The 15,934-nt window shown below is 70.8% G+C and carries 14 protein-coding genes; 7 read left to right on the forward strand and 7 right to left on the reverse strand.

Annotated features, from left to right (window positions below; all coding sequences use genetic code 11):
- The first annotated feature begins 4 nt into the window (after positions 1–4).
- Both ACZ7MG_RS03275 and ACZ7MG_RS03280 read left to right on the forward strand, forming a co-directional pair.
- Positions 5–1,285, forward strand: a complete 1,281-nt coding sequence (locus ACZ7MG_RS03275) for an ABC transporter substrate-binding protein (RefSeq protein WP_471396214.1) — start codon at positions 5–7, stop codon at positions 1,283–1,285.
- An 80-nt stretch (positions 1,286–1,365) separates the two neighbouring features.
- The gene (locus tag ACZ7MG_RS03280) at positions 1,366–4,530 is read left to right on the forward strand and encodes a family 78 glycoside hydrolase catalytic domain (protein WP_471396213.1); all 3,165 of its coding nucleotides are present in this window, start codon (positions 1,366–1,368) and stop codon (positions 4,528–4,530) included.
- A 185-nt stretch (positions 4,531–4,715) separates the two neighbouring features.
- On the opposite strand, the gene ACZ7MG_RS03285 is transcribed toward ACZ7MG_RS03280, so the two are convergent.
- Positions 4,716–5,369, reverse strand: coding sequence for a TetR/AcrR family transcriptional regulator (locus tag ACZ7MG_RS03285; RefSeq protein WP_471396211.1), 654 nt, complete (start codon positions 5,367–5,369; stop codon positions 4,716–4,718).
- Between the two features lie 126 nt (positions 5,370–5,495).
- Here ACZ7MG_RS03285 and ACZ7MG_RS03290 point away from each other — a divergent pair, with 126 nt between their 5' ends.
- The 3 genes from ACZ7MG_RS03290 (at position 5,496) to ACZ7MG_RS03300 (ending at position 7,359) form a co-directional block, all read left to right on the forward strand.
- Positions 5,496–5,894 (forward strand): VOC family protein, encoded by a 399-nt coding sequence (locus ACZ7MG_RS03290; protein WP_471396210.1) that lies wholly within the window; start codon positions 5,496–5,498, stop codon positions 5,892–5,894.
- Positions 5,895–6,055: 161 nt separating this feature from the next.
- Positions 6,056–6,940, forward strand: coding sequence for a Vgb family protein (locus ACZ7MG_RS03295; protein ID WP_471396240.1), 885 nt, complete (start codon positions 6,056–6,058; stop codon positions 6,938–6,940).
- 71 nt (positions 6,941–7,011) lie between these two features.
- Positions 7,012–7,359 carry a YciI family protein gene (locus ACZ7MG_RS03300; protein WP_471396209.1) on the forward strand — a complete coding sequence of 116 codons (348 nt, stop codon included), beginning with the start codon at positions 7,012–7,014 and terminating at the stop codon, positions 7,357–7,359.
- A gap of 102 nt (positions 7,360–7,461) precedes the next feature.
- Here ACZ7MG_RS03300 and ACZ7MG_RS03305 read toward each other — a convergent pair whose 3' ends face one another.
- Entirely contained in the window at positions 7,462–8,580 is a 1,119-nt protein-coding gene (locus ACZ7MG_RS03305) for a fatty acid desaturase family protein (RefSeq protein ID WP_471396207.1), read from the reverse strand.
- 7 nt (positions 8,581–8,587) lie between these two features.
- Positions 8,588–9,643 carry a ferredoxin reductase gene (locus tag ACZ7MG_RS03310; RefSeq protein WP_471396204.1) on the reverse strand — a complete coding sequence of 352 codons (1,056 nt, stop codon included), beginning with the start codon at positions 9,641–9,643 and terminating at the stop codon, positions 8,588–8,590.
- Between the two features lie 86 nt (positions 9,644–9,729).
- Between ACZ7MG_RS03310 and ACZ7MG_RS03315 the strand changes: the two genes are divergently transcribed.
- Both ACZ7MG_RS03315 and ACZ7MG_RS03320 read left to right on the forward strand, forming a co-directional pair.
- On the forward strand, positions 9,730–10,908 hold the full coding sequence (locus tag ACZ7MG_RS03315) for a PucR family transcriptional regulator (protein WP_471396202.1): 1,179 nt from the start codon (positions 9,730–9,732) through the stop codon (positions 10,906–10,908).
- 145 nt (positions 10,909–11,053) lie between these two features.
- Complete coding sequence (locus ACZ7MG_RS03320) at positions 11,054–11,830, forward strand: Fpg/Nei family DNA glycosylase (RefSeq protein WP_471396200.1); 777 nt, start codon at positions 11,054–11,056, stop codon at positions 11,828–11,830.
- 59 nt (positions 11,831–11,889) lie between these two features.
- Here ACZ7MG_RS03320 and ACZ7MG_RS03325 read toward each other — a convergent pair whose 3' ends face one another.
- Genes ACZ7MG_RS03325 through ACZ7MG_RS03340 form a run of 4 tightly spaced genes read right to left on the reverse strand, consistent with a single transcriptional unit; the run spans position 11,890 to position 15,871 of the window.
- On the reverse strand, positions 11,890–12,516 hold the full coding sequence (locus tag ACZ7MG_RS03325; protein WP_471396198.1) for a GTP-binding protein: 627 nt from the start codon (positions 12,514–12,516) through the stop codon (positions 11,890–11,892).
- The gene (locus ACZ7MG_RS03330; RefSeq protein WP_471396196.1) at positions 12,464–12,937 is read right to left on the reverse strand and encodes a DUF742 domain-containing protein; all 474 of its coding nucleotides are present in this window, start codon (positions 12,935–12,937) and stop codon (positions 12,464–12,466) included. The genes ACZ7MG_RS03325 and ACZ7MG_RS03330 overlap by 53 nt, the downstream gene beginning before the upstream one ends.
- Positions 12,938–12,962: 25 nt before the next feature.
- Entirely contained in the window at positions 12,963–13,439 is a 477-nt protein-coding gene (locus ACZ7MG_RS03335) for a roadblock/LC7 domain-containing protein (protein ID WP_471396195.1), read from the reverse strand.
- Complete coding sequence (locus ACZ7MG_RS03340) at positions 13,436–15,871, reverse strand: sensor histidine kinase (protein ID WP_471396193.1); 2,436 nt, start codon at positions 15,869–15,871, stop codon at positions 13,436–13,438. Before ACZ7MG_RS03340 ends, ACZ7MG_RS03335 begins: the two co-directional genes overlap by 4 nt.
- Positions 15,872–15,934: the final 63 nt, after the last annotated feature.

The raw sequence follows: 15,934 nt of genomic DNA on the forward strand, positions 1-15,934 counted from the left end.
CCTCATGAAGACACGCACACTCCCCGTCATGCTCGCCGCGGTCACGTCCATGGCGGTGCTGGCCGCATGCGGCGGCGGCACCAAGGCGGGCTCCGACGGCGACTCGGGCGGCTCCGGCGGCTCGAAGACGCTGACCCTCGCCTCGATCGACCAGGGCTCGGTCGAGGACGTCGTCAAGGCGTTCGAGAAGGCCAACCCGGGCGTCAAGGTCCGCTACACCACCAGCGGAGCCGACCAGTACCAGCAGCAGATCCGCACCCAGCTGTCCTCGGGCACCGCGCCCGACGTGATGTCGGTCTGGCCCGGCAACGGCAACCCGGGCGCCACCTACACGCTCGCCAAGCCCGGCTACCTGCGCGACCTGTCGGACCGGCCGTGGGCCGCGAAGCTGCCGGACGCGATGAAGTCCGTCGCCCAGTACGAGGGCAAGACGTACACCGCGGTCTTCGGACAGAACGGCATCGGAGCCGTCTACAACGAGCAGGCGCTGAAGAAGGCCGGGCTCACCGCGCCCGACACCTGGACGGACCTGCTGGCCTTCTGCAAGGCGGCGAAGGCCAAGGGCACCCCGGGCTTCGCCCTCGGCAACCAGGACAACTGGGTGACCCAGCTCATCCTGTACTCCCTGGTCGCCACCACCGTCTACGGCGAGGACCGGGACTTCGACCAGAAGATGCAGGCCGGCGAGGCCACCTTCGCGAAGTCGCCGTGGACCACCGCCCTGGACAAGTACATGACGATGGAGAAGACCGGCTGCTTCCAGAAGAACCCGCTGGGCACCAACTACGAAGCCAGCCAGCAGCTCGCCGCCACCGGCAGGACCCTCGGCATCGTGCAGGGCAACTGGGTGATCGCGCTCCTCAAGCAGAAGAACCCGAAGGGCACGTTCACCCTCAAGGCGCTCCCCGCCACCGACGACCCGTCCCAGACCCTGATACCCGCCGCCGCGGGCGCCGGGTACGGCGTCAACGCGAAGGCGAAGAACGTGAAACTGGCCCTGAAGTTCGTGGACTTCGTGATGTCGGCCAAGGGCATGAACACCTTCGTCGGGAAGCAGGGCGGTCTGCCTTCTCTGCCCGACACCGGCTTCGCCGCGGACCCCTCGCTCGCCGAACTCTCCGAGTTCATCAAGTCCGACCGCACGGTCCCCTTCATGGACCAGCTCTGGCCCAACCCCAAGGTCCAGCAGACCATGCTCAGCGGGCTCCAGGAGATCTTCAGCGGGCAGTCCACGCCCGAGAAGCTCCTCGACGAGATGGACGCCGACTACAAGGCCGGTAGCTGACCGACGGGCCGTCGGCCGCCGTTCGCGGCCGACGGCTCTCTCCGGCTGCTGAATGAAACGTTCAAACCGACAGTGACCCAATGGATCGGAGGATCGGCATGCCCGACGTCCCGAGTGAGGCGTTGAGCCGTAGACAGGTGGTCGGCACCATGGCCGTATCCGCGGCGGGGCTGGCCTCGCCCCTCGTCCCCGGGCTGCCCGCGGCGGCGGCTCACGCCGACGAGGACGACGGCCGCCGTGGAGCGAGAGTCACCGGCCTCGCGGTCGACGGCCGTGAGGACAGCCCGCTCGGCGTCGACGATCCCGCCCCCCGGCTGAGCTGGCGGGTGACCGGAGCCGACGCCGGCTGGACCCAGGCCGCCTACCGGGTACGGGCGGCGCGTTCGGAGAAGGATCTGGACCGCGGGCGCCTGCTGTGGGACAGCGGCAAGGTCCGCTCCTCCGCCCAGACCGACATCGCCTGGCACGGACCCGCGCCCGCCTCGCGCGACCGGGTGGTGTGGCAGGTGCGGGTGTGGAGCACCGGCGGCCACGCGACACCGTGGAGCAGGCCCGGCAGCTGGGAGACGGGCCTCCTGAAGCGCTCCGACTGGGGCGAGGCCCGGTGGATCGAGTACCCGGGCCGCACCCTCGACCAGCCCCTGCCCGTCTTCGCGCGCGCCTTCCGGGTGCACCCGCGAGGAGGCAAGATCGTCCGGGCCAGGCTGTACCTGTCCGGCATCGGACTGCACGTGGCCCGACTCAACGGCGAACCCGTCACCGACGAGGTCCTCGCCCCGGGCAACTCCAACTACCAGCTCTCCACCGAGTACCGGGCGTACGACGTCACCCGGCTCGTCCGCTCCGGGGACAACACTCTCGGTGTCGAACTGGGACACGGCACCGCGCTGGTGACCCGGTCCGTCACCAACCCCACCACCGGCCGCAGCGCCCCGTACAGCTGGTGGCAGAGTCAGCCCAAGGGTGCCGGCGCCCTCGTCGCGCCCGCCGCGCGGGGCGCCACCACGGTCAAGGTGAGCAGTGTCGCCAACTTCCACATCGGCGGGACCATCAGCGTCGACACCGGTGACGGCGGCGAGCGTCTGGAGTCCCGGACCGTCACCGCCATCGGCACGGCGGGCGCCGACGGCACGGGCATCTCCTTCGAGCCCGGTCTCTCCGCCGGTCACGAGACCGGCGCCACCGTCGTGGGCTCCGGCAACTCCCTGGCGGGCACCGACCCGAGCGCGGGCGCCGCCGTGTCGCCGCGACTGATCGCCCGTCTGGAGGTCACCCGGGCCGACGGCACGGTCGAGACCGTCGTCAGCGACCGCTCGTGGCGGGCGGCCCTCGGCCCCACCGTCACCGCCAACTGGTACTCCGGCTCCGACTACGACGCCCGCCGCGAACAGCCCGGCTGGACCGAGCCCGGTGCCGACCTCGGCGAGTCGGCGCGGCGGCGCGACGGCACGGCCATGGGCTGGACCGACGCGGGTATCGCACCGCCGCCCAACCTGACCACCGAACTGGTGTGGCGGGCGGCCGAACCGCTCAGAATCGTCGACAGGATCCGTCCGGTCGCTGTCACCCAAGCGCGTTCCGGCGTCTGGGTCTTCGACTTCGGACAGAACGTCGCCGGCTGGCCGCTGCTCGACCTGGAAGGCCCGCTCCCGTCCGGGACCACGGTCAAGCTGTACCCCGGCGAGTCGCTGAAAGCAGACGGCACCGTCGACCAGGCGTCGCTCATGGGCGGCGGCCCCGCCCGTGGCACCGACCTGTTCGCCGCCTACACAACACACGGCGACGAGCGGGGCGAGCGCTGGCATCCGCGGTTCCACTACTTCGGCATGCAGTGGCTCCAGGTGACCGGACTGCCGGAGGACTACGTCCCGACCCTCGACACGGTGACCGGCCTGCAGATCCACGCGGACGTACCCGCCGCCGGATCCCTGCGCACCTCGAACGACCGCATCAACCGCGTCCACCGCATGTCCCGTTACTCGATCATGAGCAACGTCATGTCCACCTTCACCGACTGCCCCGGCCGGGAGAAACTCGCCTATCCCGCCGACTACGTCCAGCCCTTCGGAGCCCTGCACCGCACCTTCGGATACGCGGCCTACCTGCGCACCATGCAACGCCACCTGGTCGAGGGCCAGTCGCGGACCGGCGACAACATCGGCAACGTGGCGCTGAAGGCCCCCGTGTACGACTGGGGGTACACCGGCCGCTTCGGCGACGAGATCAACTGGGGCAACGGCATCGTCCTGGTGCCCTGGCTGGCGTACGAGACGTACGGCGACACCCAGACGATGCGCGACCACTACCCCCGGATGCAGGAGTTCCTGAACTACATCCGGACCAGGAAGGCGGGCACCGGCGCCGACGCCCACCTCGTGGACGCGGCCCTGGCCGACTGGATCGCCAGTGAGAACACCTCGGGCCGTATCACCGGAACCTGGGGCTACCACCAGGTCGCCGACCGCATGGCCCGGATGGCGGCCCTGATCGGGCGCGACGCCGACGCGGCCGAGTACCGCAACCTCGCCGACAACATCAAGGCCGCGTTCAACGACGCCTTCTACAACGCCTCCCTCGGCCGGTACACCGCCGAGGGCGATCGGGGTGCCGCCGGTGCCACGCAGGCCGCGCAGGCGCTCGCGCTCGACGAAGGCCTCGTACCCGAAGGTGAGGGCGCCAGGGTGTTGGAGGCGCTGGTCGAACTGGTCCACGCCCACCACCCGTTCGGTGGCGGACCGCACTTCAGCGGCGGCACCATCGGCCTCGCCCCGATCGTGCGGGCCCTGCACGAGGGCGGTCACGACGAGCTCCTGTGGGACGTCCTCCAGGAGGACACCCGCCCGAGCTACGGCCACTTCATGGCGCCCACCACCGCCAACCCCCAGGGTCTGACGACGATTCCCGAGGAGTGGGGCCTGGGCAACTCCAAGAACCACATGATCCTCCTGCAGATCGAGGAGTGGTTCCACAGCGGTGTGGTCGGCATCCGCCAGGCGCGGGGCAAGGCCGGCTACCGCGAGTTGGTCATCGACCCCCGCCCGGTCGGCGACCTCACCCATGCCGAGGGCAGCTACCGCACCCCGTACGGCGTGGTCTCCGCACGCTGGACCCGCAAGAACGGCCGGTTCCGCCTCGACGTGGAGCTCCCGCCGAACACCACGGCGGAGATCCGGCTGCCCGCCCCGGACCACCCCACCCAGGTCGTCGGTTCCGGGCAGCACACGTTCACCACCCGGGACCTGTGACCTCGTGACCGGGAGCCGAGAGCTGGGAGGACGCCTGTGGCGTGAGCCATGAAGGTCCCGTCGCGGGCCAGGAGCGCCACACCGGGTGTCGCGGTCCTGGCCCGCGCCGTGCACCCTCCAGCACGGTCACCGGCACTTCAGCGGTCTTCCGCAACCAGGGAACACGCCGACGAGTGCCGCCTGGCTCACGCTGTGGCGTAGTCGGCGAGCGACGGCGCCAACAGGCCGAAGGCGCTGTCCGCCTCCGCGGTGACGGTGGCGGAGATCCGGGTGTTGTCCTGTCCGGCGAGGGTGAGTTCCTGGATGCGCTGGAACAGGGTGCGGTGTACGGCGCCGAGCAGGGCGGCGGCGGTGCGCGGGGTGATGTCGCCGCGGAGTGCGCCGGTGGCATCGGCCAAGGCGTCCGCCAAGGCGGCCTCCCGCAGGTCGTGCAGGTCGCGCAGTCGGGCGGAGAGGGTGGGACTGTCGGCGATCATGCGGGCGAAGTCGGGGCCGGAGAACCCGGCGACCGGGTCGGCGTTCGCCGCCGCTGCGGTGAAGGCGTGCCGCAAGGCCGACAGGGCCGACTCGCCGGTCCGACGGCTGGTCACCGTACCGGCCAGGGTGGCGATGAAGGCGTCCTGGTGGTCCAGGGCCAGGTCCTCCTTGCGCGGGAAGTAGTTGGTGACCGTCTTCTTCGCCACCCGCGCGGCGGCGGCGATCTCGGCGATGGTGGTCCGCTCGAAACCCTGGGCGAGGAACAAGCCGGTGGCGACGTCGGAGATGAGCTGACGGGTCTCCTGCTTCTTGGATTCCCGCAGGCCGGCCGGGGGCGCGGACGAGGTGGCGTCGGTAGTCATGGGGCAATCTTACCCTCGGAGTAATTTTATGTTGACAACCTGAAGGTGATCGGTCTAAGTTTACGTCCGTCGTAAGTTTTCTGTGCGTCCCGCTCCACCTCCCGGAAACCACTGAGGAGAAGCACCTTGCAGATCACCGCGTCCACCGTCTCGCTCACCGTCGACGACGTCGCCGCGTCCCAGCGGTTCTTCACCACCCGCCTCGGCTACGTCGAGCAGGCCGCCGCCGACGGGTTCGCCTCCCTGGCGCGCGACGACGCCGCGATGGACATCGTCCTGCTCGCCCGCGGCACCGAGGTGCTGCCGGCCGACCAGCGCGACCAGCACGCCTCCGGGCTGATCCTCGCCTTCACCACCACCGACATCGCACAGGAGGAGAAGCGGCTGCGTGCCGAGGGCGTCGAGATCACCATGCCGCTGCGCGAGGAGCCCTGGGGCGAACGCCTCTTCCAGGTCACCGACCCCAACGGGGTGATCGTCCAGTTCGTCGAATGGGTCACCCCGCCCGGCTCGAACCGTGAGTGACATCCCGCAATGCCCGGCGCGCGGATCGGCGACGGCTCCCGGTCAGACCGATCCGGCAGCCGACCTGGTCACCGAACACGCCCGCACCATCATGGCCGGAGCCCCGGCCGACATCGAACGTATCGCCACCGAGCACGGTTTGGGGAGCCCCTTTGACCCGTATATCCATCGAAGAGCACGCGGTGGCCGACAGCGAGGCCGGACCCTACGCCCTCACCACGGGAGCGGACGGCGCGCTGTGGTTCACCCTCGTCCACAGCGGACAGATCGGCCGCCTCGTCCCCGGTGAGGAACCGACGAGCCACCGGCTCGACCCCACCTGCGGGCCGACCCTCATCACACCCGGACCCGACGGCGCGCTGTGGTTCACCGAGTACCGGGCCGACCGGATCGGGCGGATCACCACCGACGGCGTCATCGGCGAATTCGACCTGCCCACACCCGGCTGCGGACCCTTCGGCATCGCGACGGGACCCGACGGCGCGCTGTGGTTCACCGAGACAGCCGCCGACCGCATCGGCCGCATCACCACCGACGGCCACATCACTGAGTTCCCGCTCCCGGTCACAGGCGCCTTCCCCTCCGCGATCACCGCCGGTGACGACGGGATGTGGTTCACCCTCAACCAGGCCGGTGCCATCGGCCGGATCGACATGACCGGTGCGGTCACCATCCATCCCCTGCCGACGGAGGCGGCGGCACCGGTGGGGATCGCCGCAGGCAGCGACGGGACCCTGTGGTTCGTCGAGATCGCCGCCGGGCAGATCGGACGGATCACTCCCGACGGGCAGATCACCGAGTTCCCGCTGCCCGACCGCACCGCCCGACCGCACGCCGTCACCGTCGACGAACAGGGCGCCGCGTGGTTCACCGAATGGGGAGGCAACCGCGTCGGCACGATCACCCCCGACGGCTCCATCACCGTCCACGACCTGCCCACTCCCCATTCCGAACCGCACGGCATCGCCGTCGGTCCCGACGGCGCCCTGTGGACCGCACTGGAGACCGGCGCACTCGCCCGCATCGCCGCGGACGACGCCCCCTGACCAGGCTGCCCCCTTACATTCCGACAATCCATCAGCAGCGGTCGCCCGTACGGCGGCCGGGGAGGAACCTCATGAAATACGCACTCGTGATCTTCGAGACGGACGAGTCACGCCGCCGGATCCAGGCCGACCGGGCCGCATACCGCAAGGAGTACGAAGGCTGGATCGGCAGCCTCGCCGCCGCCGGGAAACTGGTCGGCGGCGAGGCCCTGGAGACCGAGCACATCACTCCGGCGACGGTGCGTACCAAGGCCGACGGGACGTCAGCGGTGACCGACGGGCCCGCGCAGACCGGCGAGGAGACCCTCGGCGGCTGGTTCATCATCGAGGTGGCCGATCGCGAGGAGGCCGTCGAACTGGCCAAGAGCCTCCCCACGCCGGAGACCATCGAGATCCGCCCGATCCTCGAATCGGCCTGAACACCACGCTGCGACGGGAGGGAGCGGCTACATGCCGCCGGGGTCAGTGGCTCGGCCGACGGCTGTCCACCAGGCGTACTTGTGACGCTCACTCACCGACCTTCAGGCCGCGACGAGTTCCTGGTCGCGGTCCGGGGTCTTGACGTTGGGCTTCTTGTTCGGCAGTGAGAGACGGATGACCTTGCGCCATGCGGAGAACACCTGCTTGGGCAGGGGGCCGGTGACGTACTCCAGCTCGTACTTCTCGAACAGCGCGCGCACCTTCACGGCGACCTCGGCGTACCGGTTGCTCGGGAGGTCGGGGAAGAGGTGGTGCTCGATCTGGTGGGAGAGGTTGCCGGTCATGAAGTGCAGGGCCTTGCTGCCGCTGATGTTCGCCGAGCCCATCATCTGGCGCAGGTACCACTGGCCACGCGTCTCGCCCTTGATCGACCGGCGCTCGAAGACCTGCACGCCCTCGGGGAAGTGCCCGCACATGATCACCGAGTGGGTCCAGAGGTTGCGGACCAGGTTCGCGGTGAACGTGGCGGCGAGCGTGGTGAGGAACGACGGGCCCGACAGCAGCGGGTGGATCACGTAGTCCTTGAGCACCTGCTTGCGGATCTTGCGGCCCACGGCCTTGGCCCGCGCGCGGAACTCCGGGTTCTTGCGGCGGCGCTTGTGCAGGTTCTTGCCGAGCTCCAGGTCGTACGCCGCGATGCCGTACTCGAAGAAGCAGGCGTTGATGAAGTTCCACAGCGGCTGGCCGAGGTGGAACGGGTGCCACCGCTGGTCCTCGTCGACGCGCATGATGCCGTAGCCGAGGTCGTTGTCCTTGCCGATCACGTTGGTGTACGTGTGGTGCAGCTCGTTGTGCGAGTGCTTCCACTGGTCGGCCGGCGAGACGTGGTCCCACTCCCAGGTGGTGGAGTGGATCTTCGGGTCCCGCATCCAGTCCCACTGGCCGTGCAGGACGTTGTGGCCGATCTCCATGTTGTCCATGATCTTCGCCACGGACAGACCGGCGGTGCCGATCAGCCACGCGGGCGGGAAGAACGAGAACAGCAGTACGCCCCGGCTGGCCAGTTCGAGCTTGCGCTGCGCCGAGATGACCTTGCGGATGTAGGCGGCGTCCTTCTCGCCTCGGTCGGCGAGCACCTCGTCGCGGATCGCGTCCAGCTCGCGGCCGAGCTCCTCGATCTGCTCCGCGGTGAGGTGGGCGGTGGGGTCGATGGCGGTCAAGGTGCTCCTACCGTTCGATGTCGCAGGGGCCCGCCGCGGCGGACACACAGGTCTGGATGAGGACGCCCGGCTCGGCCTCGGTGATCTCGCCGGTGCGCAGGTCGCGGACGGCGCCCGCCTTGAGCGGCGTGACGCAGCCGAAGCAGATGCCCATACGGCACCCGGACGGCATGAGCACGCCGGCCTCCTCGCCGACGTCCAGCAACGGCGTGGCGCCGTCCGCGTCGACGGTCTTGCCGGTGGTGCTGAACGTGACCTCGCCACCGTCGCCGGTGACGACGATGCCGGGGCGGAACCGCTCGGTGTGCAGGCGCTCCCGTACGCCGTGCTCGCTCCAGTGCTCCTCGGCGGCGTCGAGCAGGCCCGCGGGCCCGCAGGCCCAGGTCTCGCGCTCGGCCCAGTCGGGCACGAGTGCGTCGAGACGGGCGATGTCGAGCATGCCGTCCGTGTCGGTGTGCACCTCGGTGAGCCGCAGTTTCTCGTCCGCGACCAGGGCGTGCAGTTCGTCGCGGAAGATCACGTCCTGCGGCCGCGGCGCACTGTGGACCATGACGACGTCGTCGAACTCGGTGTCGCGCAACATGCCCATCACGGGCGTGATGCCGCTGCCGGCCGTCAGATAGAGCACCTTGGCGGGCTTCGCCCGCGGCAGCACGAAGTCACCGGCCGCCTGGTCGAGTTGGATCAGCGTGCCCGGTTCCGCCCTGCGGACCAGGTGGTTGCTGACCTTGCCGTCCGGGATCGCCTTCACGGTGATCGTGACGCGGCCGTCCTCGCGCTTGGCCGGTGAGGTGAGCGAGTAGGCACGCCACAGCCGCACCCCGTCGACGTCGACCCCGATCCGCACGTACTGACCGGCCGTGTGACCGCGCCAGCCCCGCCCCGGTCTGATCACGAGGGTCGCGGCGTCACCCGTCTCGGGGTGCACGGCCTCGATGCGCCCCCGCAGGTCGGCGCCCGCACGCAGCGGGCTGACCAGGTCGAGGTAGTCCGACGGCAGCAGCGGCGTCGTGACCATCTCCAGCAGTTTCCACGCCCTGCTGCGGAGGGCTGTACTCGTCATGACTCCAGCTTGCTGTGCCTCAGGGCGTAAAGTCCTGACCGCAGGACGTGAATCTGGTCGGCTGAATTGTTCGCAGGGAATAAAAAATGGGCCATGCAATCCGAAGGGCCAGCGAACTGGCCCTCGACGAGACGACGGTCACAGCGCTGCGGGCCGCGCTGAGGACCACCGCCGACGAGGTCGTCCAGGCGATCATCGACGAGGTCCCTCCCTACGCCAACGCCCTCTCGGGCCACATGGGCGCCACCATCCGCCGAGCCGTCCGCACCGCCCTGGGGCACTACCTGGACCTCGCGAGCGGGAACGCCACCGGCGGCGACGCCGGTGACGCGGCCTACGAGCTGGGCCGCGGCGAGGTCCGCGACGGCCGTTCGATGGACGCCCTGCTCAGCGCCTACCGCGTCGGCGCCCGCGTGGCCTGGCGATGCCTGGCGGCGGGTGCCGTACCCGCGGGCCTGCCCGCCGCCGAGGTCGCCAAGTTCGCCGAGCTGACCTTCGCCTACATCGACGAGCTCTCCGCCGCGAGCGCCGCGGGCCACGCCGACGAACTGGCCGCCCGGGGCAGGGCCCACGAGCGCCACCTGGAACACCTGGCCCGCGACCTCCTCGCCGGCGCGAGCCCGGACGTGCTGCTGGCCTCTGCCCAGCGGGCCGGGTGGCAGCCTCCGGTCTCGCTGACCGCGGTCCTGCTGCCCGCCGCCCAGGCCCGGCCCGCCTACCGCGCGGTCGACCCGAGCACTCTTGTCCTCGACGACCTGCCGGACGCCACCGGTGTGCTGCTCGTCCCCGATGCCGACCGCTCCCATCTCCTGCGGCAACTGACCGACCGCACCGCCGTGGTCGGCCCGGCCCGGCCCTGGACGCGTGCGTCCGCCTCGTACGCACGAGCCGTCCGCGCGCGCTCCCTCTCCTCCGACATCCGCGACACCGAGGACCACCTGCCCGAGCTGGTGCTGAGCGCCGACGTGGAGGCGTTCGCGGACCTGCGTGCCCGAGCCCTCGCACCGCTGCGGACCCTGCCCGACGCGACCGCTCGGCGGCTGGAGGAGACCTTGCGGGCGTGGCTGCTGCACCAGGGCAGGCGGGACGAGGTCGCGGCGGCGCTGTTCATCCATCCCCAGACGGTCCGGTACCGGATGTCGCAGCTGCGGGAACTGTTTCCGGATCTCGCGTCGCCCCAGGGGGTCCTCGAACTGACGCTGGCGGTCGGTCGCGCCGGCTCGGAGTACCGGCCCGGCGACGGTCACGCGCGCGGGCGTTCGTGAGGGCGACCGGCAGCGCGACCGACAGTGCGACCGACAGTACGACCGGCAGTGCGACCGATCCGGTGCCCTCGGGTGGGTGCGGTCGCGCACGGACGCCTGGCCGGGAGCACCATGTTTCTCGGGGAAGGTGAGGCGGAGGTGTCCCATGCCTGAGCTGCCGGACGTCGAGGGGTTCCGGAGGGTGCTCGCGTCCTGCGGGAAGGGCAGGGTCATCCAGAGTGTCGACGTGCGCGACCCGGGCGTACTGCACGGTGTGAGCGCCCGGCGGCTGCGTGAGGCGCTGGAAGGCCGGCGTCTCACCGAGCCGGGGCGGCACGGCAAGTGGTTGCTCGCGCGGACCGGCGGCCCCACCCTCGTGCTGCACTTCGGCATGACCGGCCTGCTGCTCTGCTGCCGTCCCGACGACGAGGTCGAGGCGCACGACCGTGTCCTGTTCACCCTGGCCCGCGACCGGCAGCTGCGCTATCGCGACCAGCGCAAACTCCAGGGCATCTGGCTGGCCGACGACGAGCGGGAAACGGCACGGCTGCTGGCCGGGCAGGGGCCCGACGCGCTGGCGGTGGCCCCTGGGGAGTTCGCGGCCGTGCTCTCCGCACGCCGGAGCAGCGTCAAGAAGGCCCTCACCGATCAGTCCGTCCTGGCCGGCCTCGGCAACCTCCTGGCCGACGAGATACTGTGGCGCGCCCGGCTGCGTCCGACCGGCCGGGCGAGCGATCTCACCGAGAGCGACTGCCGTCGCCTGTACACCCACATGCGCCGCACCCTGCGCTCCGCGGTCACCGTCGGCCGCGTCCCGCCCCGCGACTCCTGGCTGACCGGCCACCGGGACGACCCCGCCCCCACGTGCCCGCGCTGCGGCAGCTCCCTTCGCCGGTCTCGTACGGCGGGCCGGACGACGGTGTGGTGTCCGCGGTGTCAGTAGAACGGACCTCGGCGGCCTGACCGGCGGGCCCCGACGGGGTGGTGCCGTGCGTCTCGGGGTCAGGTCGTCGTGGCCGATTCGGCGCGGGTGAGGGCTACGTCGAGGACGACCAGGAGGGCGTCGCGGACGGAGCCGGTGCGGCGGGCGTCGAAGACGGTGAGGGGGACGTGGTCGGCGATGTCCAGGGCCCAGCGCACCTCGTCCAGGTCGTGTTCGACCTCCCCGTCGAAGGCGTTGACGGCGACCGCGAAGGGGATGCGTTTGTGCTCGAAGTAGTCGACGGCGGCGTAGCAGTCGTCGAGGCGGCGGGTGTCCACGATGACCAGGGCCCCGAGGGCGCCCTCGACCACGTCGTCCCACATGAAGCCGAACCGGTCCTGGCCCGGTGTCCCGAACAGGTACAGCTTCAGGGTCGGGTCGAGGGTGATGCAGCCGAAGTCCATGGCGACGGTGGTGGTGGTCTTGTCGGGCGTGTGTGTGAGGTCGTCCACACCGGCCGCGACCTCGGTGATGGCGGCCTCCGTGGTGAGCGGCCGTATCTCGGAGATCGAGCCCACGGTGGTGGTCTTGCCGACCCCGAAGCCGCCGGCGACGACCAGCTTGACCGGCAGCGGTGGCTGCTCCTGCGGCTGTTCAGCCGCTGTCGCGGAGTGTGCCCCGTGAGTCGGGGACGGCGCGGAGACCATGGATAACCCTTCGGAGTACGGAGATGTCCTGCGCGGTCCGGGCGTTGGGCACGTGGACTGCCAAGTGCCCGGCGGCACACAGGTCTTCGGCGAGCACTCGGACGACGTTGAGGTGCAGTCGCAGGTGAGCGGCCAGTTCCGCCACGGACTGCGGCTGCCGGCAGGCGGCGACGATGTCGTGGTGTTCGAAGGCGAGCGTGCCGAGGACGGAGAGGCCGGCCGAGGTCGCCACGATCTGGGTCTCGATCGGGATCGGTGCCGCCCTGCCCGCCCCCGACACCCGCCCGGCGGTCAGCAGGAACGGCCGGACGGCGGGGGCGCGGCCGACCGGATCGACCGGATCGACCGGATCCGACTCCGCTGTCCCTGTCGGCTCCGCTGTCCGCGCCGACTCGCGCGGTCGTTCTCCACCGTCGGCCATGACGACCTCCTGCCTCGTGGGACGGTCAGCCGGCCGGTGTGGAGCCGACGCTGTTCTTCAGCTCCATCACCAGCTGCGGGGTGAGCGCGGCCCCGGCACGGTTGGCGAAGAGGGTCATCTCGTAGGCGATGTTGCCCAGCTTCGCCTCCTTGGAGGCGACCACGCCGAGCACGGCGCCGTTGCCGATGGCCGAGACCAGCACATGGCCGCCCTCCAGATCGATGATGACCTTGTTGAGGCCGCCCAGCGCGTAGTTGCCGGAGACCCCGGCGGCGAGGCTGGTGATGCCGGAGACGATCGCGGCGAGCCGCTCGGAGTCGGCCCTGTCGCGTAGTTGGGAGACGGCGATCAGCAGGCCGTCGGACGACACCGCGATGGCGTCGACGACCCCGGCGGTGTCGGTGGCGAACCGGTCGAGCAGCCAGGTGAAGTCGGCTGCCGCGGTGCGCAGATCGTCGGGCTGCGCCTGTTCGGGGGTGATGTCATCTGCCGACGTGGTCACTGCCCGTCTCCTTCTGGCCTGCTGGGGTTTCCGAGGTTTCCGAGGACGGCGGCGTTCTGCTCGTCCGGGGGTGTGGCCGCGTCCCGTTCCGCCCGGCGTACGGCGGCCTCGAACTCGTCGAGTTCCGTGCGGACGGCGTCGGCGTCGAGCGACTGTCGTACCGATGGGACGCTCCGGTCGGCCGCCGGGGTGGTCACGGTGAGCGTGGCGCCCCGGACCCGTCGGCGCAGCGGCCGGGCGGTGGCCGTCGGTGAAGGCCCCTCGGGAGTTGGTGCCCGTCCCGCGCCGGGGCGGGACGGGATGCGTCGGGGCAGGTCGCCGGGGGGTGACACGACCGTCGGCCGCCGTTCGGCAACGGTCGCGACCGCCGGTGCGGGTACGACGGCCGGTGCGGGTACGACTGTCGCCGCCTCGGGTCTCGTCGTAGGCGCCGCCCCGGCCGGTGTGCCGTCCACCGGACTCATCGTCAGCAGCAGCGTGGAGGGGATCCAGACGGTGCCGGTGACGCCCCCGCCCGGGGTACGGCTCAGGGTGACGCGCAGTCCGAGGTGGCGGGCCAGGCTGCCGACCACGAAGAGGCCCAGCACCTTCGTCGGTACGAGGTCGAGCCGTTCCCGGCGGACGAGGCGGGCGTTCTCCTCGTCGAGCCGTTCCGCGCTCATGCCGAGGCCGTGGTCGATGACCTCGATCAGGGCCCCGCCGTCCTTGGTGACATCGGTGCCGGGCCGTACGACCACCTCGACGGAGGTGTGGGACGGGGAGAACGAGACCGCGTTCTCCAGCAGTTCGGCGAGCAGCAGCGTCAGATCGCCGACGATGTCGGGCCCGATGGTGATGTCCGTCTCGGACCGCAGGGACACCCGCTGATAGCCCTCGATCCGGCCGAGGCCGGAGCGGATGACGTCGGCCAGGATGGTCGGCCGGGCCTCGACATCGGTCTCCCGGATGCCGGCGAGCAGCATCAGACTGTCGGCGTTGCGCTGGAGCCGTACGGCGATGTGGTCGATGCGGTATAGCCGTTCGAGGAGGTCGGGGTCGGTCTCCTCGCGTTCCACGGCGTCGATCAACGACAGCTGGCGGGTGGTCAGATTGCTGACCCGGCGCCCCACGTTGCCGAACATCTCGGCGACGTTGCGGCGGCTCAGCACCTGCCGCTCCAGCAGCGCGGCGGCGGTGACCTGCACATGGTTGAACGCCTCGGCGAGTACGCCGATGTCGTCGCGGACCGGCACGGGGATGGCCTGCGGCCGGAACGGGGCGGCGTCGGGGGACTCGTCGTCGGCGACCCGGGCGAGCTCCTCGTCCGCGGCCTCGACCACCTGCTGGGCGGCACCGGTCAGGGCCATGAGGGGACGGACGACCGAGCGACGGACCAGGACACAGAACCCGAGCCACGCGGCGAAGCCGAGCAGCGCGGCACCGAGCATCAGCCACGCTTTGTACAGGGCGTTCGCGGACAGCGAGTCGGCCTGGGCGGCGGTCTGGTCGATCAGCGTCCGGGTGATGCCGAGACGGGTGTCGGCCTGTCGTTCTCCGGCGGCGATCTTCTCGCGCAACTCCCGTGTGGACTGCGACTGCAGGGAGGCCGGATCGACCTGCAGTTCCGCGAACTGCGAGGTGATGTCGTTCTGTTCGGCGCCGCGCTCGATGCCGTTCATGGCCAGGACCTGCTGCGGCGTGGCGATACGGCCGAAGCGGTCCGCCTGGTAGGTGTACAGCTCGTGGGCGCCGGCCGCGCGGGTGTACTCGGTGAGGGCGTTGGCGTCCCGGGTCTGCGCGGAGAACACGGCGCTCTCGAACGCCGCGTGGGCCGCGTCCGCGCGCAGCGCCGCGTCCAGCAGATTGGTGACCGAGGACTGCGAGGTCGCCGCGAAGCGGTCGAGTCCGATGCCGTCGATGAGATAGCCGACCGCGGCGGCGTAGGCGGGGTCGATGTTGGCGGCGGGGACGTAGTCCCGGCCGAGCTTCTCCCGCAGGGCGTCGAGGCCGGCGATGTACTGCAGTGCCTGTGCCTCCTCGGCCGGGAGGCTCGACCCGAACGCGGACCGTACGGCCGCGACCCGCTCATCGGTGGTTCGCTGCGCCTCGCGGTAGGCGGTGGTCGACGGCCGGGCCGCTCCGGGGCGGCCCGCCTCGTACTGCACGGACAGCAGGAGTGCCAGCCGGTGTTCGGCCTGGATGTCGTTGATGAGCGCGGCGACCTGCTCGCTGTCGCGCACCATCTCGGCGATGCGGTCGGTCTCGCGGACCTGCTCGATCTGGCCGGTGACGCCGATGCCCAGCAGGACGCCGACGACCGCGATGGGCGCGACGACGAGCACGTTGAGCTTCCGCCGGAACGGCCACCGGGCGAGAACGGACCCCGCCCTCCGGCGGAACGGAGGAGTCCGGTCCTTGGGTCCGGGCGGCGGCTCCACTGTGTTCGTGGGCACGCTGGCCTCCTTCGATGTTCGGGTGGGGGCGAGATCCCGTCATGTGTCCGGATCCGGCCGGTG

The organism is Streptomyces sp. NPDC107538 (assembly GCF_055657445.1).